Below are 25,459 nucleotides of genomic sequence, written 5' to 3'. Positions count from 1 at the left end.
TGGCTTCAGCACTCGCCGGTCACAAATTCTAGTGCTCCCCGCCGAAGGCTGGCAGACTGCCTTTCCTTTCACGCTGTCAGTTTTGAGGCTGTATGCCATCGTTTTCCCAGCGTCACATCGTGTTGGCCAGCTACATCATCATTGCTGGCGGCCTGCTACTGGTTTTCCCGTTGCGTTTGTTGCCCAGCCTGCTGGCTGGGTTGTTGGTGTTCGAACTGGTCAACATGCTCACCCCCCAACTGCAGCGTCTGATTGCCGGGCGCCGTGCGCGCTGGCTGGCGGTCGCATTGCTGGGGACGCTGATTGTCAGCGTACTGGCGCTGATTTTTGCCGGAGCCATCAGCTTTTTGCTGCATGAAGCCGAAAATCCAGGCGCTTCACTGAACAAGTTCATGGCCGTGGTCGATCGGGCACGGGGTCAATTGCCGCCGTTTCTGGACAGTTACCTGCCTGCCAGCGCTGCTGAGTTCCGGGTGGCCATCGGGCAGTGGATGAACAAGCATCTCAGCGATCTGCAACTGGTGGGCAAAGACGCGGCGCACATGTTCGTGACCCTGCTGATCGGCATGGTGCTGGGGGCAATCATGGCCTTGCAGACCATTCCTGATATCAGCCGTCGCAAGCCGCTGTCTGCCGCGCTGTTCGAGCGACTGCACCTGCTGGTACAGGCGTTTCGCAATATCGTGTTTGCGCAAATCAAGATTGCGCTGCTCAACACCGCGTTTACCGGGATTTTCCTGGCCGTGATCCTGCCGCTGATGGGCGTTCACTTGCCGCTGACCAAAACCCTGATCGTGCTGACCTTCCTGCTGGGCTTGTTGCCGGTGATCGGTAACCTGATCTCCAACACGCTCATCACCATTGTTGGCTTGTCACTGTCGATATGGGTGGCGGTAGGTGCGTTGGGCTACCTGATCGTTATCCACAAGCTGGAATACTTTCTTAACGCCAGAATTGTGGGTGGGCAGATCAGCGCCAAATCGTGGGAGTTGTTGCTCGCGATGCTGGTATTTGAGGCAGCGTTCGGCCTGCCGGGTGTGGTGGCCGGACCGATTTATTACGCATATTTGAAAAGCGAGTTGAAGCAGGTGGGGTTGGTTTAACGCAAATCCTGAACGCGCGGTTTATCTGTAAACCGCGTGATCTGATTTTACGACGGCTACGCCGCCGAACGCAGCCTCGTTCCTTCGGCAGCTGCTACGGGGGAATGAGTATTACGGGATTAGCCGTAACGCTTTTTAGCCTCAATCGCCAAACCGCTGCCGATGCTGCCGAAAATATTGCCTTCAACATGACGGGCATTGGGCAACATGGCGGCAACGCTCTGGCGCAATGCAGGAATGCCGCTCGAACCGCCGGTGAAGAACACCGTGTCGACCTGCTCGACACCTACGCCTGCGCTGGTAAGCAAGTGGGTCACGCTGTTGCGGATACGTTCCAGCTGATTGTCGATGGCCGCTTCGAACAGCCCACGGCTCAGGTCAACGCTCAGTCCCGCTTCAACCCGGTCCAGGGGCAAGTGGCGGCTGTCGTTATGGGTCAGCTGGATCTTGGTTTCTTCGATTTCCATCGCCAGCCAGTGACCGGCACGCTGTTCAATCAGCTTGAACAGCCGGTCGATGCCGCCGGTGTCTTCGATGTCGTAGCGCATGCTGCCCAGCGCCAGCTGGGATTTTTGCGAATACACCGAGTTGATGGTGTGCCAGGTCGCCAGATTCATGTGATGGCTGGTAGGCATATAGGCGCCGCTTTTCATGCGGCTACCGTAGCCGAAGAGCGGCATCACGCCTTGCAGGCTCAGCTGTTTGTCGAAATCGGTCCCGCCCACGTGTACACCACCGGTGGCGAGGATGTCGTCCTGGCGGTTGTCCATGCCACGACGCTCTGGCGACAGGCGCACCAGCGAGAAGTCGGACGTACCACCGCCGATGTCGACGATCAGTACCAGCTCTTCGCGTTCGATAGTGGACTCGTAATCGAATGCCGCTGCGATCGGTTCGTACTGGAAAGACACTTCTTTGAAACCGATGGCACGAGCCACGTCGGTCAGGGTGTTTTCGGCTTCCTGGTCCGCCAGGGGATCGTCATCGACGAAAAAAACCGGGCGACCCAGCACCACTTCTTCAAATTCTCGACCGGCGGTCGCCTCAGCGCGCTTTTTGAGCTGCGCGATGAACAGCCCCAGCAAGTCCTTGAACGGCATTGCCGTCCCCAGGACGCTGGTGTCGTGCTTGATCAGCTTGGAACCCAGCAGGCTCTTGAGCGAGCGCATCAGGCGGCCTTCGTAGCCTTCCAGGTACTCATGCAGCGCCAGACGGCCATACACCGGGCGGCGCTCTTCAATATTGAAGAACACCACTGAGGGCAGGGTGATCTTGTCGTCCTCCAGCGCGATGAGGGTTTCCACGCCTGGACGAAGCCAGCCGACGGTGGAGTTGGACGTGCCGAAGTCGATGCCGCAGGCACGGGCTGGAGAGGCGCTTTTCATGTCTTTCGTGTTCCGGTTAAAAAACGGCCGCGCAGTGTATGTCAGACCGTCGAAGAATCGAAGGGCGACGATTCGCTAATTCGCAGGTTTTAATCCACTTGAAAGACTATCCTTCACCCCCAAACTTCCAGACATTGGTTTGGTAGTTGTCAGGCGACTGAGTGAAGCCCGTAGGCTGCCGATAAACTTTTGCAGCGGCGTTCCGTCACACGATTGAGACCGGTCAATTGACAGGCCGGTCAACCAGAGCATTCTGGGTGGTCTGGAACAGCGCGATATTGATAACGGATGGTGATCCTTACATGGACTTCAAAGACTATTACAAGATCCTGGGTGTTGAGCCCACGGCCGACGACAAGGCGATCAAGACCGCCTATCGCAAGCTGGCGCGCAAATATCACCCGGATGTGAGCAAGGAAAAGGACGCCGAGAGCAAGTTCAAGGACGTCAACGAAGCGTATGAAGCACTTAAAAGTGCCGAAAAACGCGCCGAATACGATGAGATTCGTAAATACGGTCAGCATGGTCAGCCATTCCAGGGGCCGCCAGGCTGGCAGGGTCATTCCAGTGGTGGTTTCGAGAACAACGGCGATTTTTCAGACTTTTTCAGCTCGATCTTCGGTTCGCGCGGTAATGGATTTGGTGGGCAGTCGGGCCGCAGTGCGGGCCGTCGCGGGCAGGATGTAGAAATGGAATTGCCGATTTTTCTTGAAGAAACCCTGTCTGGTGAGTCGAAGCAGATCAGCTTCCAGATCGGCGATACCAGCAAGACCCTGAGTGTGAAAATTCCTGCCGGTGTGACCGACGGCGAGCGTATCCGCCTTAAAGGGCAGGGCGCGCCGGGCATGGGCGGTGGAGCCAATGGTGATCTGTACCTGATCATCCGTTTTGCGCCGCACCCCAAGTTCGATGTCGAAGGCCATGACCTGGTAATCACGGTGCCATTGGCCCCGTGGGAAGCTGCGCTGGGTACCAAGGTGGCGATACCAACCCTGACCAGCAAGGTGATGATGACTATTCGCCCTGACAGTCAGAGCGGTCAGCGCATGCGGATCAAGGGCCACGGCTTGGCGGACAAGCAAGGCCAGCGTGGTGATTTGTATGCCCAATTGAAAGTAGTCATGCCCAAGCATACCGACGAGGCCACTAAAGCACTGTGGCAAGAACTCGCCGACAAAGCAGCATTTGATCCGAGAGAACAATGGAGTAACTGATCATGAGCAGCACCCTGATCGTTCAGCTGGACATGGAAAGGTTCTGCGAAGAGGCCAATATCCCGGCCACTTACGTGATAGAGATTGTCGAACACGGAATTATCGAACCTCAGGGCCGCACGCCTGACGTGTGGCGTTTTGAAGACTACGAACTGGCCATCGCCAGGCGTGCGGCCAAGCTGCGTGATGATCTGCAAATAGAGTGGGAAGGCGTCGCCCTGGCGCTGGACCTGCTCGAAGAAGTGCAGCAACTGCGGGCCGAAAATCAGCGGCTCAAGCAGCAGTTGGGGCGCTTTGTGACGCAATAAATGAAGCATGCCCACAGGCTTTGTGGGAGCTGGCTTGCCTGTGATGGTATCGGCGCGGTGTTCCTGTTGAACCGCGGCGACTGCATCGCGAGCAAGCCCGCTCCCACAGAGGGCGTTTGCAGATGGCTCAGGCGTTTCTTGGCAGCACCACGGTAAACGTCGTGCCGTCGGCTTCGCTTGAGGTCACTTCGATGCTGCCTTTATGGGCGTCCACCACTTCCTTGATGATAAACAGGCCAAGCCCAAGGCTGGTCGACGTTCCCGGCTGGGTGATGTCTTCGCTCGGGCTGCGTACCAGCGGGTCGAACAGGGTGCCTATGGCGTCCTGGGCAATGGGCAGGCCAAGGTTGTGGATGCGCAAGGTAACGTTGCTCATGTCCCCGCTCAGGGTCAGCGTCACGTTACCTTTGCGGGCACCGTGCTGCAGCGCATTGCCGATCAGGTTCTGAAGCAGCTGCCCCAGCCTGCGCGGGTCCCAATGGCCTTGCACGTCGCCCTCAACCTGCAAGCTCGGTGCACGGTCCGGTTGACCGGCACAGGCTTCATCGAGCGCCGCCTGACAGGCGACGGCTAGGTCCATGGCCAGGGGTTCGATCGGTAGATTGCTGCCCAGACGGCTGCGCACAAACTCCAGCAGGTCATTGACCATCGAGCCCATGTGGCGGGTGCCATTTTTGATCGCCAGCACATAGGTCAACGCATCGGCGTCGAGCCGTGCTTTGCGCTCCAGCATTTCAGTGGACATGCTCACCGCCTGCAACGGTGCGCGCAGGTCATGGCCAAGGATGGCGAGGAAGATGTCCCGGGAGCGATTGACCTGTTCGGCGTAGGCCGCCGTTGATTCGGCCAGCGCCTGATCGATGGCCTCGTTGAAGCGGATCATGTCCTGCATGTGCGAGAGGGCCGGAGAGTCGATGCTGGCCACCCACAGGCGGATCACGCAGGCGCGCAAATGACGGAACTCCGAAGTCATCTGTACCAGATCAAAACCCACGGTATGGCGCAGTTCGCCGTGGCTGGCGGCGGCTTCGTCCAGAGCGGGGCTTGTTTCGGGCCCCTCACCCTCGGCCTTGGCCTGCTGCTCGCTGGCCGTTTGCGCGGTGTCCATGTCCCGCGATGCGGCCAGCAGGATCTCTTTGGCATGGTCGCGCAACGCCAGGCTGGTCATGGAATCGGCAGCCGGTGTGATGGTTTCGGCAAACTGCTCCCATTCATCGACGATACGATCAACATTGTGCACGATGAATTCAGATAGGCGCATGGCCACAAACCTCGCTGCAAGAGCGGCTGTATTGGAAGGTGACGCATCTTAACGTCAAACGCAGCTTTTCAATACAACCGCCAATCCCTTGCAAACGCAGCGCATCAGAATAAAAAGTAGCGCTGTGCCATCGGCAACACATCAGCCGGTTCACACCACAGCAACACACCGTCGGCCTTGACCTGATAGGTCTGGGGGTCGACTTCGATCTTGGGCAAATAACCGTTATGAATCAGGTCGGTTTTTTGCACATCGCGACAGCCTTTGACCACCGCGATTTGCTTTTGCAAACCCAGCGCTTCGGGTACGCCTGCGTCAAAGGCGGCCTGGCTGATAAAGGTCAGGCAGGTGGCATGGCGCGAGCCCCCGTAGCTTGCGAACATCGGGCGGTAATGCACGGGTTGCGGGGTGGGGATGGAGGCGTTGGCATCGCCCATCAGGCTGGCGGCAATCGCGCCGCCCTTGAGGATCAGCGTCGGCTTGACCCCAAAAAATGCCGGGCGCCACAGCACCAGGTCGGCCCACTTGCCCACCTCGATCGACCCCACTTCATGGCTCACGCCGTGGGTGATGGCCGGGTTGATGGTGTACTTGGCGATATAACGTTTGGCGCGGAAGTTATCGTTGCCCGGGCTATCTTCGGGCAGCGGGCCGCGTTGCTTCTTCATTTTGTCGGCAGTCTGCCACGTGCGGGTGATGACTTCGCCCACACGGCCCATGGCCTGGCTGTCGGAGCTGATCATCGAGAACGCGCCCAGATCATGGAGGATGTCTTCGGCGGCAATGGTTTCGCGGCGGATACGGCTTTCGGCGAAGGCCACATCCTCGGCAATGCTCGGGTCCAGGTGATGGCACACCATCAACATGTCGAGGTGTTCGTCGATGGTGTTGCGGGTAAAGGGCCGGGTCGGATTGGTGGAGCTGGGCAGCACATTGACCAGGCCGCAGGCCTTGATGATGTCCGGCGCATGGCCGCCACCGGCACCTTCGGTGTGATAAGTGTGAATCGTGCGGCCCTTGAACGCGGCCAGGGTGGTTTCGACGAAGCCCGATTCATTCAGGGTGTCGCTGTGGATTGCGACTTGCACGTCATAGCGGTCGGCTACATTCAGGCAGTTGTCGATGGACGCCGGGGTGGTGCCCCAGTCTTCGTGCAGCTTGAGGCCGATGGCCCCGGCTTCCACCTGCTCGATCAGCGGCTGTGGCAGGCTGGCGTTACCCTTGCCGGTAAAGCCCATGTTCATTGGGAACGAATCGGCGGCCTGCAGCATGCGCGCCATATGCCACGGGCCTGGCGTACAGGTCGTGGCATTGGTGCCGGTGGCCGGGCCGGTGCCGCCGCCGATCATGGTCGTCACGCCACTGTTCAGTGCTTCTTCGATCTGCTGCGGGCAGATGAAGTGGATATGGGTGTCGATGCCGCCTGCCGTGAGGATCATGCCTTCGCCGGCGATCACTTCGGTGCTGGCGCCGATGGCAATGGTCACATTGGGCTGGATATCCGGGTTGCCGGCTTTGCCGATGGCGTGGATGCGACCGTTCTTGAGGCCCACATCGGCCTTGACGATGCCCCAGTGATCGATGATCAGCGCGTTGGTGATCAGGGTGTCGACCACCTCGCAGGCGAGCAACTGGCTTTGGCCCATACCGTCACGAATCACTTTGCCGCCGCCAAACTTCACTTCTTCGCCGTAGGTGGTGAAGTCCTGCTCGACCTCGATCCACAGCTCGGTATCGGCCAAACGAACCTTGTCACCCACGGTGGGGCCGAACATGTCGGCGTAGGCCTGACGGGATATTTTCATGGTGAGTTCCTAAAATTTGGTTCGAGCCCTGTGGGAGCGAGCCTGCTCGCGAATTCATGGGGTAATTGTGTTGCTCCCGGGAGCTTCGCGAGCAGGCTCGCTCCCACGGGGGCGGTTCAATCCAGATTGCCCATCACCCGCCCGGCAAAGCCGAACACCCGGCGCAGTCCGGCCAGTTCCACCAGTTCCACTTCACGGGTTTGCCCCGGCTCGAATCGCACCGCCGTGCCCGCCGGGATGTTCAGGCGCATGCCGCGGCTGTCACCACGGTCAAAGATCAGGGCGTCGTTGGTTTCGTAAAAGTGGTAGTGCGAACCGACCTGAATCGGACGGTCGCCACGGTTCGACACGCTCAGGCTCAGGGTGCGGCGGCCCACGTTCAGTTCGATCTCGCCAGCTTCAATGTGGTATTGGCCCGGAATCATTGCGGTTCACTCAAGGTTTTGAAGTAGATGGCGGTCGGGCTGTAATGGCCGTTGGGGCTTTGGCAGTAGTTGGGCAATTCGCCAACACGGGTATAACCCAGGGCGCTGTAGAAATTCTCGGCGGGGGAGCCCGCTTCGGTGTCCAAATGCAGCAAGCCCCGCTTGAGCTCCCGCGCACCTTGTTCCAGTGCGTGAATCAACACCTGGCCCAGCCCGCGCCGCCGCGCTTCGTTGATCACCAGCAACTTTTGGACTTCGGCGCGGTTCAGGCCGTTGGCCTTTTGGCACAAGATCAGTTGCACACTGGCCAGTACGCGCTGGTCTTCAACCAAGACCCATAGCAGCAGGTTGCCTTGCTCCAGCTGGGCATGAACCTCGTTGAAATAGCGGATGGCCTGGGGCTGGTCAAGGTCGTTCATGAAGCCCACTGATGCGCCATGTTTGACGGCGTCGAGCAGCAGCACAATCAAGTCTTCACGATAGTGGGCAAAGCTCTGCGCCGTGACACGCACCACCTGTTCGATGTTCATTGAGCACGTTCCTTGGGTGGCAATGCGCCGGGGTTGAGCATCAGTTGCATAAAGGTCAGGTCGAGCCAGCGGCCGAATTTTATCCCCACCTGTGGCATGCGCCCGCTCGTGACAAAGCCCAGTTGTTTATGCACGTGGATCGAGGCCGCATTGGCGCTCTCAATGGCCGCAACCATCACGTGTTTGTCGCAGGCCCGGGCACGCTTGATCAACTCGCTCAACAAGTGCGGACCGAGGCGTTTACCCCGTTGTTCGGGGTGGACATACACCGAATGCTCGACCGTGTGACGGAACCCTTCAAACGGGCGCCAGTCGCCAAACGAGGCATAACCCAGGGCGATATTGGCGTCGTCGACGATCACCAGAACCGGATAACCCTGGGCCTGGCGGGCGTTGAACCATTGCTGGCGGTTGTCCAGATCGACAGTCTGCTCATTCCAGATGGCCAAGGTATTGAGCACCGCATCGTTGTAAATATCGCGAATCGCCGGCAGATCGGCCGGGACAGCATCACGAATAACGTAAGGCATGGTGCGACCTCAGGCGATGGGTTGGTGGACGGTGACCAGTTTGGTGCCATCCGGGAAGGTGGCTTCGACCTGGATGTCGGGGATCATTTCCGGTATGCCTTCCATCACCTGATCGCGGGTCAGCAGGGTGGTGCCGTAGTGCATCAGCTCAGCCACGGTGCGGCCATCGCGGGCGCCTTCGAGCAGGGCGGCAGAGATATAGGCGATGGTTTCCGGATAGTTGAGAATCACGCCGCGGGCCAGTCGACGTTCCGCCAGCAGGCCGGCGGTGAAGATCAGCATCTTGTCTTTTTCGCGAGGGGTCAGGTCCATGGTCGGGTCCGTGTTCGGCAGTTTAAAAATGTTGAGTGTGGGAGCGGGCGGCTCAAGTACTCCAGATCCTGGGGGCCAGCGCTTCTCGCCCCAGCAGCGCCGGACGCAACAGACGCCATAAATCAATCAGCCAGGCCCGTGCCTGCAAGGCTTCACCCGCCAGGCAGCGGGCTACCAGCAAACCCGGTAACTGGGTCAAGTCGCCGCGCACCGGATTGGGCAGCGAGCGACAGGTTTCCAGTAATTGGGCGCTGATCTCGCCCGTCACCAGCAACGTGGCAAACACCGGGTTGCCGTCCAGGCCAATGGGCGAATCCAGCAGCCCGTCGCCGCCCACAATGCGCTGGCGCTCATGCCAGAGCAGTTGACCGTCGCGGCGCAGATCCAGCCGCGACTGGAAGTGCCCGTGCTCGAAACGCTCGCCACTGGCCAGTCGTCCCAAGGCCACTATGTCCCAGTAAAACAACCGGCCATCGCCTTCAAGTTCGATACGGGTCGAGAGTTCGGCCTGGGCCGCGCTGAATACGATGGTTTCTTGGGGCAGCCATTCCAGGGTCGCACCGGACGCGACCTTTAAGGTCAGGTTCTGATAGGCCGGCCCGGCCGCGCGATACCATTTGGCTGCGCCGGGGCTGGTCAGTTGAGCCCAGGCATCCGGGCCGACGCTGGCACTGATATTCAATTGATCGCCACCGGCAATCCCGCCCGGAGGATGGACGATGATGTGCTGGCAAACCTGCGGCCCTTCGGCGTACAGATGCTTTTGCACCCGCAACGGGCCCAGATGACGGCGCAGGGTAGGGCGCGTGCTATCGCCAAAACGGCCATAGCCCAGCTCCAGCTCGGCATGCCAGCTGGGGGTGAACAATGCAGTGTTGGCGGACAGGTTCATTTGTAGGACTTTTCTTTAAATAGAGACGCAGATTAAATCGTTACAAGCCCGCGTACACCCTCTGTTTGCATATTTTCACCTCGACCTTGCTGCACGATTTCGCCCCGTGACATCACCAGATACTGGTCGGCCAATTCTTCGGCAAAGTCATAAAACTGCTCCACCAGCAAAATCGCCATGTCCCCCCGTGCGGCGAGCATTTTGATGACCGCTCCGATCTCTTTGATCACCGAAGGCTGGATGCCTTCAGTCGGCTCATCGAGGATCAGCAAGCGCGGACGGCTGGCCAGCGCGCGGCCAATGGCCAATTGTTGCTGTTGGCCGCCGGACAAATCGCCGCCGCGTCGATGTTTCATTTGCAGCAATACCGGGAACAGCTCGTAGATAAACGCCGGAACCTCCCTGGCCTCGGAACCGGGGAAGCGCGACAGGCCCATCAGCAGGTTTTCCTCCACCGTCAGGCGCCCGAAAATCTCCCGGCCCTGGGGCACGTAAGCGATTCCGGAGTGGACCCGCTGGTGGGGTTTGAGCGTGGTGATGGTTTTACCCTCCCACTGCACATCGCCTTCCTTGACAGGCAGCAAGCCCATCAGGCATTTGAGCAATGTGGTTTTACCCACGCCATTGCGGCCCAGCAGGCAAGTGACCTCGCCGACTTTTACCTCGAACGACAGGCCGCGCAGGATGTGGCTGCCGCCGTAGTACTGATGCAGTTTCCGGACTTCCAGCATATTCAAAATCTCCCCATGCCCCTGTGGGAGCGGGCTTGCTCGCGATAGCATCACCGCGTATTGACTGACAGAGCGCGTCGCCTGATTCGCGAGCAAGCCCGCGCCCACCCAAGGCAGGCATTCAGCGGCCCAGATACACCTCGATCACTCGCTCATCCGCCTGCACCTGCTCCAGCGAGCCCTCCGCCAACACGCTGCCTTGGTGCAGCACGGTCACATGATCGGCAATCGAGCCGACAAACCCCATGTCGTGCTCCACCACCATCAGCGAGTGTTTGCCCGCCAGGCTTTTGAACAGCTCGGCGGTGAACTCGGTTTCGGCGTCGGTCATGCCCGCCACCGGTTCGTCCAGCAACAACAGTTGCGGGTCTTGCACCAACAGCATGCCGATTTCCAGAAACTGCTTCTGGCCGTGGGACAACAACCCGGCAGGTCGATGGGCCGAGCCGCTCAGACGGATGGTGTGCAGCACTTCGCCGATGCGGTCCTTCTGCTCGCCGCTCAGCGTTGCCCGCAGGCTGGCCCACACCGACTTGTCGGTCTTTTGCGCCAGCTCCAGGTTTTCAAACACGCTCAAGGCTTCGAACACCGTGGGCTTCTGGAACTTGCGTCCGATCCCGGCCTGGGCAATCTGCACTTCACTCATCTGGCGCAGGTCCAGGGTTTCGCCGAACCAGGCCTGCCCTTCGCTGGGCCGGGTCTTGCCGGTGATCACGTCCATCATGGTGGTCTTGCCCGCGCCATTGGGGCCGATGATGCAGCGCAATTCGCCAACGCCGATGTACAGGTTGAGGTTGTTCAGCGCCTTGAAGCCATCGAAGCTGACGCTGATGTCTTCCAGGGTCAGGATGGTGCCGTGGCGGGTGTTCAGGCCCGGTTCAACGCGCTGGCCAAAGCTGATGGCGTCACGGCTGCTGCCTGCGTCTTTGTTGGGGTCGAGGATAGGTTCGAGCATGACATTCCTCATTGGTCGGCCTTTTTCTTCAACAGGCCGATCACGCCTTTGGGCAGGTACAGGGTCACGATGATGAACAGCGCCCCCAGGAAGAACAGCCAGTATTCGGGGAAGGCCACGGTGAACCAGCTTTTCATGCCGTTGACCACGCCTGCACCCAGCAGCGGGCCGATCAGGGTGCCGCGTCCACCCAGGGCAACCCACACGGCAGCTTCGATGGAGTTGGTCGGCGACATTTCGCCGGGGTTGATGATGCCGACTTGCGGCACATACAAGGCCCCGGCCAGGCCGCACAGCACAGCGCTCAACACCCACACAAACAGCTTGAAGCCACGGGGGTCGTAGCCGCAGAACATCAGGCGGTTTTCCGCATCGCGCAGCGCGGTCAGTACGCGGCCAAACTTGCTGCGCGCCAGCTTCCAGCCGAGGAACAGGCTGACCACCAGCAACAGTACGGTGGCGAAAAACAACGCGGCGCGGGTACCGGGTTCGGTGATGCCAAAGCCCAGAATGCTGCGAAAGTTGGTGAAGCCGTTGTTGCCGCCAAACCCGGTTTCGTTGCGGAAAAACAGCAGCATCCCGGCGAAGGTCAGGGCCTGGGTCATGATCGAGAAATACACGCCCTTGATTCGCGAGCGGAAGGCGAAAAAGCCGAACACCAGTGCCAGCAAGCCGGGAGCCAGTACCACCAGGCACATGGCCCACCAGAAGTGTTGGGTGCCGACCCAGTACCAGGGCAGTTCAGTCCATGACAAAAAGGTCATGAAGGCGGGCAATTCATCGCCCGAGGCCTGGCGCATCAGGTACATGCCCATCGCGTAGCCACCCAGGGCGAAGAACAAGCCGTGACCCAGGGACAGCCGCCCGGCGTAGCCCCAGACCAGATCCAGCGCCAGCGCGACAATGGCGTAGCAGAGGATCTTGCCCACCAGCGTGAGGGTGTAGGCCGAGACCTGAAACGGGCTGTCGGCAGGCAACAGGGAGAGCAGCGGCAAGGCCAGCAATACCAGCAGGACCAGGCCACCCACCAGGGTTGTAACGGTGGGCCCGGCTTTTTGTGCCGCAGTGACCATCAGAGGCTGATTCATCAGTCGATCACCCGTCCTTTAAGCGCGAAGAGCCCTTGCGGACGCTTCTGGATAAACAGAATGATCAGCCCCAGGATCAGGATTTTGCCGAGTACGGCGCCGATCTGCGGTTCAAGAATCTTATTCGCAATGCCCAGGCCAAAGGCCGCGTAAACAGTGCCCGCCAGTTGCCCGACACCGCCCAGCACCACCACCAGGAACGAGTCGATGATGTAGCCCTGACCCAGGTCCGGGCCGACGTTGCCGACCTGGCTCAAGGCCACGCCGCCAAGCCCGGCAATCCCCGAGCCGAGGCCGAAGGCGAGCATGTCTACACGCCCGGTGGGTACGCCGCAGCAGGCGGCCATGTTGCGGTTCTGGGTGACGGCCCGAACGTTGAGGCCCAGACGGGTCTTGTTCAGCAGCAGCCAGGTCAGTACCACCACGGCCAATGCGAAGACGATGATCACCAGGCGGTTGTACGGCAGTACAAGGTTGGGCAGCACTTGCAGCCCGCCCGACAGCCATGCCGGGTTGGCCACTTCAACGTTTTGTGCACCGAACAGGACGCGTACCAGCTGGATCAGGATCAGGCTGATGCCCCAGGTGGCGAGCAGGGTTTCCAGTGGACGGCCGTAGAGGTGACGAATGATCGTGCGCTCCAGCACCATGCCCACGGCTGCGGTGACAAAGAACGCGACCGGCAATGCCAGCAAGGGGTAGAACTCGATGGCGCCAGGAGCAAAGCGCTGGAACAGCAACTGCACGCAGTACGTGGAATAGGCGCCGAGCATCAGCATCTCGCCGTGGGCCATATTGATCACGCCCAGCAGGCCGAAGGTAATGGCCAGTCCGAGCGCCGCCAACAGCAGAATCGAACCCAGGGACAAACCACTGAACGCCTGCCCCAGCAGGTCGCCGATCATCAGTTTGCGCTTGACCTGGGACAGGCTGGTCTCGGCGGCGGTGTGTACCGTGGCATCGGTTTCGACGCCAGGTTGCAGCAGGGTTTCAAGACGGGTACGGGCCAGCGGTTCGCCGGTTTCTCCGAGCAGGCGCACGGCGGCCAGACGCACCGCAGGGTCGGGGTCGACCAGTTGCAGATTGGCCAGTGCCAGACTCAGGGCGGTGTGTACATCGCTGTCGGTTTCGCCAGCCAGTTGCCGGTCGAGGAATGAGAGTTGTGCAGGGCTTGCGGATTTTTGCAGGTGTTGCGCCGCACTCAGGCGCAGCTTGGGATCGCTGGCAAGCAACTGATGGCTGGCCAGTGCGGTGTCGATCAGCCCGCGCAGACGGTTGTTCAGGCGCAGGGTTTTGGTCTGGCCGTCTACCGTGAGCTGACCTTGTTGCAGGCTGTTGATCAGTTCGACGCGGGCAGGGGCGGGTTGCGCGGCCCAGCTTTGCAGCAGTGTGGCCTGCTGTGAATTGTTGGCAGCAGCGAAATCCCTGGCGTCATCGGCGTGTACGGCCAGGGGCAGCAACAGCAGTAGCGCGACGATAACGCGGTAAAGGGCAGTGGGCATAGTTATGGCCTTGCACAGATAGAAGCAATTCAACACACCTGTGGGAGCGGGCTTGCTCGCGATTCAGGCAACGCGGTCTTTCAGTGAAACCGTGTTGATTGCATCGCGAGCAAGCCCGCTCCCACAAAAGCACAACGATGAGGCTGGCCTTAGTTACCCTTCACCGCGTAGTCCGGTTTTTTGTCGTTGCCCGAAATATAAGGGCTCCACGGCTGGGCACGGATCGGGCCTTCGGTTTGCCACACCACGCTGAACTGACCGTCAGGCTGGATCTCGCCGATCATCACCGGCTTGTGCAGGTGGTGGTTGGTCTTGTCCATGGTCAGGGTGTAGCCCGACGGCGCGGCAAAGGTCTGGCCGGCCAGGGCTTCGCGCACTTTATCCACGTCGGTGGACTTGGCTTTTTCAGCGGCCTGGGCCCACATGTGAATGCCCACGTAGGTGGCTTCCATCGGGTCGTTGGTCACGGCTTTGTCGGCGCCCGGCAGGTTGTGTTTCTTGGCGTAGGCTTTCCAGTCGGCGACGAATTTATCGTTGGCCGGGTTCTCTACCGACTGGAAGTAGTTCCAGGCGGCCAGGTTGCCCACCAGCGGTTTGGTGTCGATGCCGCGCAGTTCCTCTTCACCCACCGAGAACGCGATCACCGGAACGTCGGTGGCTTTCAGGCCCTGGTTGGCCAGTTCTTTATAGAACGGCACGTTGGAGTCGCCGTTGACCGTGGAGATCACCGCCGTTTTGCCGCCTGCCGAGAACTTTTTGATGTTGGACACGATGGTCTGGTAATCGCTGTGACCAAACGGGGTGTAGACCTCTTCGATGTCCTTGTCGGCCACGCCTTTGGAGTGCAGGAACGCGCGCAGGATCTTGTTGGTGGTGCGCGGGTACACGTAGTCGGTGCCCAGCAACACAAAGCGCTTGGCACTGCCGCCGTCTTCGCTCATCAGGTATTCAACGGCCGGAATGGCCTGCTGGTTAGGCGCCGCACCGGTGTAGAACACGTTGGGCGACATTTCTTCGCCTTCGTATTGCACCGGGTAGAACAGCAGGCCATTAAGTTCTTCGAATACCGGCAGCACCGATTTGCGTGACACCGACGTCCAGCAACCGAACACCACGGCCACTTTGTCCTGGGTCAGCAACTGCCGGCCCTTTTCGGCAAACAGAGGCCAGTTGGATGCAGGGTCGACGACCACCGCTTCGAGCATCTTGCCATTCACGCCGCCTTTGGCATTGATCTCGTCAATGGTCATCAGCGCCATGTCTTTAAGCGACGTTTCGGAGATCGCCATGGTTCCGGACAGCGAATGCAAAATCCCCACCTTGATGGTCTCGGCGGCTTGCACCGTCCAGGTCATGCCCATGGCCGCGATAGAGGCGGTCAGGGTGAAAGCCTTGATCAAGCTACGACGCTTCATGGTGCGATCTCCAGGTATCTGATTTTTTTAGAGGGCTGATCTGAACACTGGGAAGGTCTTAGCAAAGGCTGTGCCGGGATGGAGAAAAGGCTCTGTATCAGGGCTTTGCGCGAAGATTGGGCGTGCTGGCGCACCAGTACGGGGCTTGAGGGGGCGCGTGGTGCACCGAGTGCGCCGCCTTGGTGCCTGCAGCTCAAGGGGCGCTGTAAATAACTACCACCGGGCAGCGGACCATGAAGCGAAGGATGGAAGTCGATCCTCCACCAGCATGAGACCACTCTCCATGGACCTTTCAGATATTCCCCCGCCCGGCTGGGCGGCCCCCGATGTGAGCGTATCGCTCCCCACCTTGAGTCCGCCGTTCGTGAGCGCTGACGACGCGGCACGATTTGCCCACGAGTTGATTGGCGATCATCGCGACGTTCAATACGGCGGGGCGATTTTAAAAAATACACAGGGGCAGTTTTACGCGACACGCCCGCTGAAGGGGGCCGCGGCCCTGTTCAGACCCGAGCGCGTCATGTCCACCAATAAACTGGGCAGGTTCAAGCATCCGCCGGGGTACACCTGCGTCGCTTTCTATCACTCCCATGCCGACACCTATGGGCAGGCTCAAGTGCTCTTTGAGGGTTGGCCCAGTGAAGACAGTTTCAGGCGGGTCAATTTTTTCTCGCCTGTGGATATTTACGACATGCTGCGAATGGCCAGCTTTGCCCCGGTCAGTTATTTGTCGGGACTCAATGGCTCTCTGATCAAGTACGAATGCAGCGGCTCCGATGAGGAAAAGAAAATCGCCGAGCTCCTGGCCCGAGCTCGGGATCATGCCCATGAAGCGATTGATACGTTGGCCAAGGCTGTACATATTTTGATCAGTCTTGGGACGGTCAGCGTGATTCAGTCCAGCGAGTTGTGGGGCAATAGGGTCGGTCCGCTGGACAAGACGTTTGAAGTAGCGGCCGCCTTGAACTCGTTGGATATGGGCCGCGTGAGTGTGCAGCGGCCTGCTTTCGGGCCGATCGTTACCAGCCAGGCACTGGCTCTGGATTACGTCCGAACGCGTATGGATCTAACGGCGGATGAACACTTCGGGGTGATTCTCAAGCATGCTCAACGCAATGAGTTTGTGGTGTGCGAACCGGTCACCGGGCCGATGGATTTCTCTCTGGCTCGAGTGTTTATCAAGTCCGCGGACAACAAGCCGGCACTGCTGGCGGGCTATGAGCTCTTTGCGTTGTATGGCTGTGACGGTGAGTACCGCGACCCGACGCTGATTCCCGCAGAGCAGGCTTCGCTGTTCAAAAACTTCATGCACCCGGTGTCTCTGGAAAAAGGGATTGAGGTTGCCCGGTTAGTGGGCCAACCGTTGGAACACCGGGCTTTGCCCCTGTTTATCGGCACCCGTGATGGCGCGATGCTCAAGTATGTGTCCCGGTACTCGGCGGATGAAAAAACCCTCTTCGCCACGTTGTCCGAGGCTGAGGGCGGCGGCATGGAGTTGATCAGGAACCTGCTGGCCGATGTCGAAAAAACCCTTTCATATATCCATCTACTGGCCCATGCCGGTGAATTGAGTGTTGTGCGTACCAGCGAACTCTGGAGTAGAACCGGCCGGGTCCAGACCCACTGGCAGCCCTTCCTGGGCTTTATGCGACGCACCCTGAGCCCTTCGTTTATCAGCGCCGACGACGCCGCACGTTATGCCCATGAGCAGATTGCCGGGCGGGTCGATGCGGTCTATGGCGGGTTGATTTTTCAGGGCCTGGATAACCGCTTTTTCGCCACGCTGCCACTGGCAGTGCATACCCGGGTGTTTGATCCACAACGAGTGATTCCCCCGGAGCTGCTGTCATTTACGCCGCACGGCGCAGCCGTGGTGGCGGTCTACCAGTCTCATCGAGTTGAGCCGTTGCGCCTGTGGCGTTCGCCGGTTGAAGAGCAGTTGAACCAGAGCATGTTTTATCCCCATGAGCTGTGTACCGCAATCAAGGAGCGGGAATGGGCCCCGTCACGCTATTTATCCACCCGGGACGGCGTACTGCTCAAGTACACACCCAGCGGATCGCCCCTTGAAACAGACTTCATGGCGTTGATCTCGCCGCCCAGAGAACATCCGGAGCAAGCCCTCAACAATTCGATGCACGTCAAGTTGCGCGCCAACGTTCTCAAACCCACCGAATACGTGGCCCAGGTGAGCCGTGTGGGCGGGTTGCGCGTGGTGGTGGGCAGTGCCTTATGGGGCGAGCGGGGCAAAGTGACGCCACTGTGGAAGCCGGCCCAGCCTAGAGCCAGGCTCTACACGTCGAAAATCCAGCCGGCGTTCAGCCCCATCTTCACCCAGGCACTGGATGCCATGCGCTATGCCCATGAACGTATGGGCACGCGTGACGGTCGCCAGTTTGGCGTTATCTTGAAAAGCCTTCGCGACGATGAGTACATCGCTACCGAACCGACCTTGGCTGACAGCAACTCGATCCTGTTATCCACTCTATTTCCTCTTTTATCCGGTACTCAGGTGCACAACCTGCCTGCCGGATTCGCCTGCTATTCGGTGTATATAGCGGCCCCTAAAGAGCCTGCAGACCGGGTGCCGGGGAGTGTATACGCCGATTTTATTGCGCCCAAAGACCTGGCCGACAGTGCAGTACTCATGAGCACTGTTCGAGATGACTTGCCCAGGGGATCGGCTTACCCGCTGCTGTATATCTCGACCCGCGAAGGCGCTCTCTTGAGTTATCGCGCCGGGGGGCGTAATCCGCTGCTGGATCTGGACGGACCTTTCTCGTCCCAGTCTTCAATGCTGGGCGGTTTGATCTCCGGCAAGATCAGGCCCACGGAGTATGTGAGGCATGTGGCAGGCAGTGGCGAGCTGCAGGTGCTGCTGTCGAGCAGCCTGTGGGCCACTGTGGGGCGGGTGACCACAGCATGGCGCCCCAACGCTTTCGAGATACCGATCGGCAGCGGTTCGCGGGCCAATGTACTGAGCCTGGGCCCGGTGTTTAACCATATCGATGATGCAGCTCTGTATTGCCATCGACGCCTGCCGCACCCCCATGCACAGGATGTGATGGGGGCGATGTTGCGCTCGTCGGTCAAAAACCTTTATGTGGCTGTAGAGCCTTTAACCAATGGGGTTGTGGTAAATGGCCAGGATCGAATCTTTTTAAATGCGCTGTTTGAACAGGGCACCAGCAGCAATCGACCACTGCCGATTTTTCCCCCCGGTTTTGCCCCTTGGGCGGTCTATTACGCGCACCGCCCTCGAACGCCCGTCTATGCCAAGCACGGTGTAAGCGAGTGGATGGATAACGTCTTTTGGCCGAGTGATATTTGCTACATGACCAAGAGCCTGCCTCGCCTGGGGTTTGCGCTGGAGATCGGTTACGTGTCGGGTAATGACGGCGCGTTGTTGAAATACGTACGTCGCCGGGGCAAGGCCGAAGATGACCTGTGTGAACGCGTGAGGGGGTCGGATTACTGGGACAACCAGTACGTCCATCAACAGCAGCTCGACACAGGGCGCGAGACAGAAGATGAGTACCTCAAAGCATTGCTTCAGGCCGGTGAACTGATTGTGGTTCAGACCAGTCGTGACTGGCCGGCAATCAGCTGGGTGACGCCCGGCTGGAAGCAGGATGTAGGTTCGTGGACCGCCCAATACGGACCGTCAACCAGTGCGCCCTGGGCCAGGTCCCAGGCTACAAACAGGGATGAACTCTAGGCTACTAACTATGTACAGCCCGTAACGCGGTGGCTGGCGGGACTATGCAAGGAGGGCGCAATTTTTTCGCCCTTCTTTTCATAAAGGAAGCCAGTGCCATGGAACAGACTGACGGCCGTGATAAACGGCATGCACGCCCCAACATACACGTCTCGTTACCGACCTTGAGTCCGCCCTTTATCAATGCCGACGACGCCGCGCGCTTTGCCCATCAATTGATTGGTGATTATCGTTCTGTGGAGTATGGCGGGGCTATCTTGACGGACGCCGAAGGCCGCTACTTTGCGACGCGCCCGGTGCGAGGCAAAACCGACTCCTTCGACCCTACGCTGGTGATCTCAACCAACAGCGCAGGGGAGTTCATCAGCCCGCCGGGTTATGCCTGTGCCGCTCTCTACCACTCTCATCCGGCGGACTATGACCGGTTAAAGAGCGGTTTCAAGCACTGGAGCCCAGAAGACATTTACACGTCGATCAATGCCTTTTCTTCGACGGACATGGTGCTCAACCGTCTAAATGCCAATTTTGCTCCCGCGCATTATTTATCGGGTGTAAACGGTTCGCTGATCAAGTACATACCCAGCGGCTCGGCCCTGGAAAATGCGCTTGTCGAGCGAATAGCGCTCGATACCCTGGCCGGTAAAATCACCTTTGAAACCATCGCAGAGTTCGTGCAGGCGGCGGCCAGTATGGGCCGATTAAGGATGATCCAGGCCACGGAAGTCTGGGGTGGAAAAGTCGGCCGGGTGCAACCTGACTTCAAGGTGTATGCGCCCACCCAATCTTTGGATATTGCCCCTGTGATTGTTCAACAGCCGGCATTTGGACCTATTAACGACAGCCTGGAACAGGCGGTCAAAGAAGTGCGGGCCCGGGTAAATCAAACCAGCGAGCCCGTGTTCGGGGTGATCCTCAAACATAAAACCCGACCTATTTTTGTGGCCTCTGAGCCGATGACAGGGGACATGGATTTTTCGCTGTCGAAGATTTTTCCGCCGACGCCCAGTAACCCATTGCCCCTGCCGACGCAGTACCAAGTGGCAAGCTTTTATTGCAGCGATGGTTTTTACCGTGATCCAAGCCTGATCCCTGCGCAGCAGCCTTCGCTGTTCAAGAACTTTGTGGCCCCTGCGACGTTGGTCAACGGGATCAATGCGGCAAAAGCAGTTGCCGACTCCTCGCCTGAACGGGCGGTGCCGCTCATTATCTGCACCCGCGACGGTGCCGTCTTGAAGTACGTCTCGACCTCTGTCAGTGCTGAAACATCCTTTTCGCAGCCTTTGCCAAAAAGCGAAGGGCCGGGGCTGGCCATTGAGCGCGAGCTGCTGGGTGGCATGACGACAACCCTTGCCTATATCCGCCATGTGGCCAGCGCAGGCGAGCTGAGCGTGCTGCATACCAGTGATTTATGGAGCAGGCCCGGGCGGGTAAAGCCCACCTGGGAGCCTTACCAGGGGTTCAGTCGCCGGGCGCTGGGGCCGTCCTTTCTTTCGGCGGATGATGCTGCGCGCGATGCCCACGAAAAAATTGCCCGTCGCGACGATAAGGTTTACGGCGGGCTGATCTATCAACGGCTGGACAACCGCTTTGTCGCAACCGAGCCCCTGGCTTGCCACAACGAGACCTTCGATCCGACATGCGTCATCCCCCCGGAGCTGATTGCACTCACGCCTCACGGTTGCTCGGTGGTTGCGGTGTATCACACGCACCGGGTGCATCCTTTGCAGCTATGGCGAACGGCGGCTGAAGAGCAGCTGTTTCAAACCATGCTTGAGCCCCATGAGTTGAACGCCGCGATCAGGGACCGGGAGTGGGCACCCAGCCGTTATTTTTCGGCTCGGGATGGCACGCTGCTCAAGTACACGCCCAGCGACTCGGTGAGCGAACATTTACTGCGCAAGCAGATAGCGGCCCCTGTCGAGCACCCTGAGCAGGTGCGTAAAAACGCGATCAACATGGCGATGCGGGCCAACGCTCTCAAACCCAGTGAATACATCCGCCGGGTCGCGCGGGCCGGGGATCTGCAGGTGGTGGTTGGCAGCACACTGTGGGGGACAGCGGGGCAGGTAACGTCAGATTTCACCCCTAATTCACGGCCAGCTCCGTCGGCCGGGACGATTCGACAACCTGCCCTGAGCCCTGTGTTCAGTCAGTTGCAAGATGCCATGCGCTATACCCATGAACGAATGGTTCATGGTGAAGCGGCTCAGTACGGCTTGATCCTCGGCAACCCCCACAGCAATGAATACGTGGCGACTCTGCCGGTCCCAGATGAGCCATTTACCTTGAATCGACTGTTTCCACTGGATGGGTTGGACGGCCAATTCAACCTGTCCCCCGGGTTCACCTTTCAAGGGGTGTATGTGGCCGCGCCTAAAATGCCGCCTCAGGTGGAAGGCATGAACACCCGCAGGATCTATGAAGGGTTTGTGTCCCCGGTGCATATGGCGCAGGGGTTGATACTCAGTGACAGCATCAAGGAGCAGAACGCAGTGGTTCCTGCTACTGCGGTGCTCTACTTGTCCACCAGCGACGGGGCGCTGTTGCGCTATCTGGACCGCTCGGCAGCGACACAGCTGTCCACCGGTGTGTTCCAGAACGGGGGCCAGACCACACTCAATCAACTCATGACGCTTAAATTGACGCCACTGGACTATGTGCGCCGTGTTGCGATGGCAGGGGATCTACAGGTGATCAAAACCAACCCGCTCTGGCTCAATCCGGGTCGCGTATCGCCCACATGGCGCCCCTTTGGGCTGGAGGTGCCCAGCGCGGCCGCCAGGAGTATCCGCCTGTTCGCTATGAGCCCTGTATTCAGCCACCCCGATGATGCGGCGCGGTATGAGCATTTGCACCTCAAGCGTGCGCAGACCGGGAGTGTGATGGGCGGTGTTTTACGCCATCGGGCCTACGACATCTGCGTGGCGTTGCAATCAGTGGAAAACGGCGAGCCGGTCAATGTGGCGCAGATGATCCTCAACACCCATTTGTCGATACCGAACCTGATGGCTGCCAAAGCAATTTTGCCGACGGGCTATTCAATCAATAGCCTGCATTTTGCCCGTGATGTAAACGGGCAATCGGCGGGTAGCCCTGTCGAAACCAATCTGCTTAAAAACATGTTTTGGCCGGTCGACATTTGCTACGCCACGCGAACCCTTCACCGGCAACTGAACGACGCGAGCCTGGATGATCTGTACCTCACGACCGACGACGGTGCGTTGTTGAAGTACACCCGGGGGAGCAAGGAGGCTAATGACCGGTTGTGTGAGTATGTCAGTGGCGCCAGTTTCACCTATGAGCGCTACTTCATTGAAAACAATGCTCCAACCCGAACACCGAGCAACCCCGAGGATCTGCTGACCCAGGTGCTCAATTCGGGCGTTTTACAGGTGCTGGAACCCAGCGCTACCTGGCCGCGAGCCGGGGCAGTCGACACGCACCTGACGGTGTCGACTCAACCGCTTTCGTTTGACTATGAAGGGGTGACCCCCGGTACGCCGGTGGCGCAGTTAAAGGTGGGGCCGGTACGCGATGAGCTTTAACGTTTACGCATCAGGCCAATAAAGAACAGACCACCAATCGCTGCCGTGGCGACGCCGATGGGCAAGTCTTCGGGGGCGATCAAGGTACGGGCAGCGACGTCGACCCACACCAGAAACACACTGCCCAACAAGGCGGATACCGGCAGCAGGCGCCGGTGTTCGGCGCCCACCAGGCGCCGTGCGATGTGCGGGATCATCAGGCCGACAAAGCCAATCGAACCGCTGATGGCAACCAAGACGCCAGTCATCAGCGAGGCGATCAAAAATACCCGCAGCCGCACGTTGCGCGCATTCAGGCCCAGGGTGACAGCGGTTTGCTCACCGGCCATGAGGGCGTTCAGCGGGCGGGCCATGCCCAGCAGTAACACCAGCCCCAGCAGCACGCTGGCGCTGGGGATTGCCAGCAGTTCCCAGCGCGCCAGTCCCAGGCCGCCGAGCATCCAGAACAGCACGGCGGAGCTGGCGCGATGGTCGCCCAAAAACAGCAGTGTGTTGGCGACGGCCATCATCACAAATGACACCGCAACCCCACACAACAACAGGCGGTCACTGTCCAGGCGCCCATGACGGCTGGCGATGGCCAGTACCAGCAGCATGCTCAGCAAGGCCCCGATAAACGCAGCGATGGGCAGGGTCAGCAGGCCGACGATTTCACCCACGTGCAGCACCACAATCACCGCGCCCAAGGTGGCACCGCTGGTGACGCCAAGTAGATGCGGGTCGGCCAGCGGGTTGCGCGTGACCGCTTGCAGCACTGCGCCGATCAGTGCCAGGCCGGCGCCGACCAAGGCCCCGAGCAGCATGCGCGGCACCCGGATCAGCCACACGATATGTTCCTGGCCAGCGCTCCAGCTCACCTCGCCCAGGCCGAACAGTTTGTTAAGCAAAATGTGCCACACCACGTCCACGGGCACCCGCGCCGGACCAAAGCCCAGGGACACCACACACGACACCAGCAGCAGTGCGCCGAGGCCGATCAGCAACAAGGCGTAGCGACGAGCCATCATTGTGGGTGGAAACCTTTGGCCATGGTTTCTATTGCCAGCACGTTATCGATGCCCGGCGTGGCCTGCACGTAGGGGATCACGATAAAACGGTTGTTGCGGATGGCGTCGACCGATTGCAGCGCGGGGTTGGTCTGGAGGAAGTGCTGTTTTTGCTCGGCGCTGACTTCGCTGTAGTCGACGATCACGATGACTTCGGGGTTGCGCTCGACCACGGTTTCCCAGTTGATGCGAGTCCAACTGGCGTCGATGTCGCTGAGGATGTCATTGCCGCCTGCTGCTTCGATCAGGGCGTGGGGGATGCCGAGCTTGCCCGAGGTCATGGCGCGGTCTTCGCCGCTGTCGTACAAAAACACCCGGGGTTTTGTGGCGGGCAAAGAGGTTTGCACCTCGGCGATTTTTTGTTGCATCTGCACGATCAGTGCCGTGGCGCGGTCTTGCACATTGAAGATTTTGCCCAGGTTGCGCAGGTCGTTGTAGGTGTCTTGCATGCTGGCGGCCGGGCGCTTCATCACAAAGGCGCAGGACTCTGTCAGCTCGTAAACATTGATGCCCAGCGGGGTCAGGGTTTGCGGGGTGAGGTCGCCGCCAACGCGCATGCCGTAATCCCAGCCCGCAAAGAAGAAGTCGACGTTGGCGTTGAGCAGGGTTTCTACCGACGGGTATTTGCTTGCCAGTTCCGGCAGGCCATCGAGGATCACTTTCATCTCGGGCGTTACCGCCTTCCAGCCACTGATGCCGCTGTAGCCGGCCATGTGCGGCTTGAGGCCCAGGGCGAGCATCATCTGGGTCATGTTGATGTCGTGGCTGACTGCGTGTTCCGGGGCGTGGGTAAAGGTCACCTCGCGGTTGCAGCTCTTGATCGTCAGCGGGTACTGCGTGGTGTCAGCCAGGGTCAGCTGGGCACCCAGTAATGCGCAAAGGCCGAGTGCTAGGCGGATCAGCTTCATGGTTGGGTTATCCAGGTAATTCGCGGGTAGCCGGACAGCGGGTGATCGTCGATCAAGGCCGCCACGCCAAAGACATCGCGCAGCAGTTCGACGGTCAGCACTTCGCGCGGGGTGCCGCTGGCGATGATCTTGCCGTGGTTGATCACGTACAGCCGGTCGCAAAACGCGGCGGCCAGGTTGAGGTCATGAATGCTGGCCAGGGTGCCGATCTTCAGGCGCTTGACCAGTTGCAGCAGCTCCAGCTGATAGCGCGGGTCGAGGTGATTGGTCGGCTCATCGAGGATCAGCAGTTCAGGTTGCTGGGTCAGGGCTCGGGCTAGGATCACGCGCTGTTTTTCACCCCCCGAGAGGGTGGCGAAAGCGTGGTCTTCAAAGCCGCTGAGACCCACTGACTGCAGAGCGTTTTTGGCCAGTTGGCGGTCGGCCTCGGTGTCGCCGTCGAACAGGCCCTTATGCGGGGTTCGGCCCATGGCGACCACTTCATCGACGGTCAGGCCAAAGGCGTCGGGGAATTCCTGCAACACCACCGCGATGCGCCGGGCACACCAGCGGGGCGATTGCTGCCAGAGGTTGTGCGGGCCCAGGTGGACCTCGCCCGCCTCGGGTTTGCTGAAGCGATAAGCGCAGCGCAACAGGCTGGTCTTGCCGCTGCCGTTAGGCCCGATCAACCCCACGAACTCACCCGCCGCGACGTGCAGGTTGGCATCACGCAGCTGGAACTGGTGGTGACAATGGCCGTGGCCCAGAGGGGTCCAGGCGAGTTGGGTGAGGGTGAGGCGAGTCATA

General features: G+C 59.6%; 21 protein-coding genes. 5 read left to right on the top strand and 16 right to left on the bottom strand.

The features are described from left to right. Positions 1-92 precede the first annotated feature (92 nt). Entirely contained in the window at positions 93-1,103 is a 1,011-nt protein-coding gene (locus tag TU76_RS17470; protein WP_019826807.1) for an AI-2E family transporter, read from the top strand. 119 nt (positions 1,104-1,222) lie between these two features. On the opposite strand, the gene TU76_RS17465 is transcribed toward TU76_RS17470, so the two are convergent. After that, the gene (locus TU76_RS17465) at positions 1,223-2,488 is read right to left on the bottom strand and encodes an Hsp70 family protein (protein ID WP_019826808.1); all 1,266 of its coding nucleotides are present in this window, start codon (positions 2,486-2,488) and stop codon (positions 1,223-1,225) included. A 302-nt stretch (positions 2,489-2,790) separates the two neighbouring features. Between TU76_RS17465 and cbpA the strand changes: the two genes are divergently transcribed. After that, positions 2,791-3,702: a curved DNA-binding protein gene (gene cbpA / locus TU76_RS17460; RefSeq protein ID WP_019826810.1), complete on the top strand. Its 912-nt coding sequence runs from the start codon at positions 2,791-2,793 to the stop codon at positions 3,700-3,702. 2 nt (positions 3,703-3,704) lie between these two features. After that, the gene (locus TU76_RS17455) at positions 3,705-4,010 is read left to right on the top strand and encodes a chaperone modulator CbpM (RefSeq protein WP_019826812.1); all 306 of its coding nucleotides are present in this window, start codon (positions 3,705-3,707) and stop codon (positions 4,008-4,010) included. A gap of 127 nt (positions 4,011-4,137) precedes the next feature. On the opposite strand, the gene TU76_RS17450 is transcribed toward TU76_RS17455, so the two are convergent. The 12 genes from TU76_RS17450 to urtA all read right to left on the bottom strand — a co-directional run bounded on the left by TU76_RS17450 (position 4,138) and on the right by urtA (position 15,456). Continuing rightward, entirely contained in the window at positions 4,138-5,271 is a 1,134-nt protein-coding gene (locus TU76_RS17450; RefSeq protein WP_019826814.1) for a sensor histidine kinase, read from the bottom strand. A gap of 104 nt (positions 5,272-5,375) precedes the next feature. Beyond that, positions 5,376-7,076: an urease subunit alpha gene (gene ureC / locus TU76_RS17445; RefSeq protein WP_048352212.1), complete on the bottom strand. Its 1,701-nt coding sequence runs from the start codon at positions 7,074-7,076 to the stop codon at positions 5,376-5,378. Between the two features lie 116 nt (positions 7,077-7,192). Further along, positions 7,193-7,501, bottom strand: a complete 309-nt coding sequence (locus TU76_RS17440; RefSeq protein WP_019826818.1) for an urease subunit beta — start codon at positions 7,499-7,501, stop codon at positions 7,193-7,195. Next, the gene (locus TU76_RS17435; RefSeq protein ID WP_019826819.1) at positions 7,498-8,031 is read right to left on the bottom strand and encodes a GNAT family N-acetyltransferase; all 534 of its coding nucleotides are present in this window, start codon (positions 8,029-8,031) and stop codon (positions 7,498-7,500) included. The genes TU76_RS17440 and TU76_RS17435 overlap by 4 nt, the downstream gene beginning before the upstream one ends. Next, entirely contained in the window at positions 8,028-8,561 is a 534-nt protein-coding gene (locus TU76_RS17430) for a GNAT family N-acetyltransferase (RefSeq protein WP_019826821.1), read from the bottom strand. Before TU76_RS17430 ends, TU76_RS17435 begins: the two co-directional genes overlap by 4 nt. A gap of 9 nt (positions 8,562-8,570) precedes the next feature. Continuing rightward, the gene (gene ureA, locus TU76_RS17425) at positions 8,571-8,873 is read right to left on the bottom strand and encodes an urease subunit gamma (protein WP_016783355.1); all 303 of its coding nucleotides are present in this window, start codon (positions 8,871-8,873) and stop codon (positions 8,571-8,573) included. A gap of 52 nt (positions 8,874-8,925) precedes the next feature. Next, positions 8,926-9,765: an urease accessory protein UreD gene (locus TU76_RS17420; protein WP_048352211.1), complete on the bottom strand. Its 840-nt coding sequence runs from the start codon at positions 9,763-9,765 to the stop codon at positions 8,926-8,928. 32 nt (positions 9,766-9,797) lie between these two features. Further along, on the bottom strand, positions 9,798-10,496 hold the full coding sequence (gene urtE, locus TU76_RS17415; protein ID WP_019826826.1) for an urea ABC transporter ATP-binding subunit UrtE: 699 nt from the start codon (positions 10,494-10,496) through the stop codon (positions 9,798-9,800). Between the two features lie 121 nt (positions 10,497-10,617). After that, on the bottom strand, positions 10,618-11,463 hold the full coding sequence (gene urtD, locus TU76_RS17410; protein WP_048352210.1) for an urea ABC transporter ATP-binding protein UrtD: 846 nt from the start codon (positions 11,461-11,463) through the stop codon (positions 10,618-10,620). After that, a complete protein-coding gene (urtC, locus tag TU76_RS17405) occupies positions 11,460-12,539 on the bottom strand; it encodes an urea ABC transporter permease subunit UrtC (protein WP_048352209.1) in 1,080 nt (359 codons plus the stop codon). The genes urtD and urtC overlap by 4 nt, the downstream gene beginning before the upstream one ends. Beyond that, complete coding sequence (gene urtB / locus TU76_RS17400) at positions 12,539-14,041, bottom strand: urea ABC transporter permease subunit UrtB (RefSeq protein ID WP_046810042.1); 1,503 nt, start codon at positions 14,039-14,041, stop codon at positions 12,539-12,541. Before urtB ends, urtC begins: the two co-directional genes overlap by 1 nt. 149 nt (positions 14,042-14,190) lie before the next feature. Next, complete coding sequence (gene urtA, locus TU76_RS17395) at positions 14,191-15,456, bottom strand: urea ABC transporter substrate-binding protein (RefSeq protein WP_019826834.1); 1,266 nt, start codon at positions 15,454-15,456, stop codon at positions 14,191-14,193. A 268-nt stretch (positions 15,457-15,724) separates the two neighbouring features. Between urtA and TU76_RS17390 the strand changes: the two genes are divergently transcribed. Both TU76_RS17390 and TU76_RS17385 read left to right on the top strand, forming a co-directional pair. After that, positions 15,725-19,174 (top strand): DUF4329 domain-containing protein, encoded by a 3,450-nt coding sequence (locus TU76_RS17390; protein ID WP_330085976.1) that lies wholly within the window; start codon positions 15,725-15,727, stop codon positions 19,172-19,174. A gap of 98 nt (positions 19,175-19,272) precedes the next feature. Beyond that, complete coding sequence (locus TU76_RS17385; RefSeq protein ID WP_048654708.1) at positions 19,273-22,719, top strand: DUF4329 domain-containing protein; 3,447 nt, start codon at positions 19,273-19,275, stop codon at positions 22,717-22,719. Here TU76_RS17385 and TU76_RS17380 read toward each other — a convergent pair. From TU76_RS17380 to TU76_RS17370, 3 genes are read right to left on the bottom strand one after another with little or no spacing between them, the layout of a single operon-like run. Beyond that, complete coding sequence (locus tag TU76_RS17380; protein ID WP_019826839.1) at positions 22,716-23,726, bottom strand: FecCD family ABC transporter permease; 1,011 nt, start codon at positions 23,724-23,726, stop codon at positions 22,716-22,718. The genes TU76_RS17385 and TU76_RS17380 overlap by 4 nt on opposite strands. Further along, a complete protein-coding gene (locus TU76_RS17375) occupies positions 23,723-24,673 on the bottom strand; it encodes an ABC transporter substrate-binding protein (protein WP_019826840.1) in 951 nt (316 codons plus the stop codon). Before TU76_RS17375 ends, TU76_RS17380 begins: the two co-directional genes overlap by 4 nt. Next, on the bottom strand, positions 24,670-25,458 hold the full coding sequence (locus TU76_RS17370; protein WP_019826841.1) for an ABC transporter ATP-binding protein: 789 nt from the start codon (positions 25,456-25,458) through the stop codon (positions 24,670-24,672). The genes TU76_RS17375 and TU76_RS17370 overlap by 4 nt, the downstream gene beginning before the upstream one ends. Between the last annotated feature and the right edge of the window lies 1 nt (position 25,459).

The organism is Pseudomonas psychrophila, from assembly GCF_001043005.1.
Taxonomy (GTDB): Bacteria; Pseudomonadota; Gammaproteobacteria; order Pseudomonadales; family Pseudomonadaceae; genus Aquipseudomonas; species Aquipseudomonas psychrophila.
Note: the sequence above shows the minus strand (reverse complement) of the source record. Positions and strands in the feature narration are given on the sequence as shown.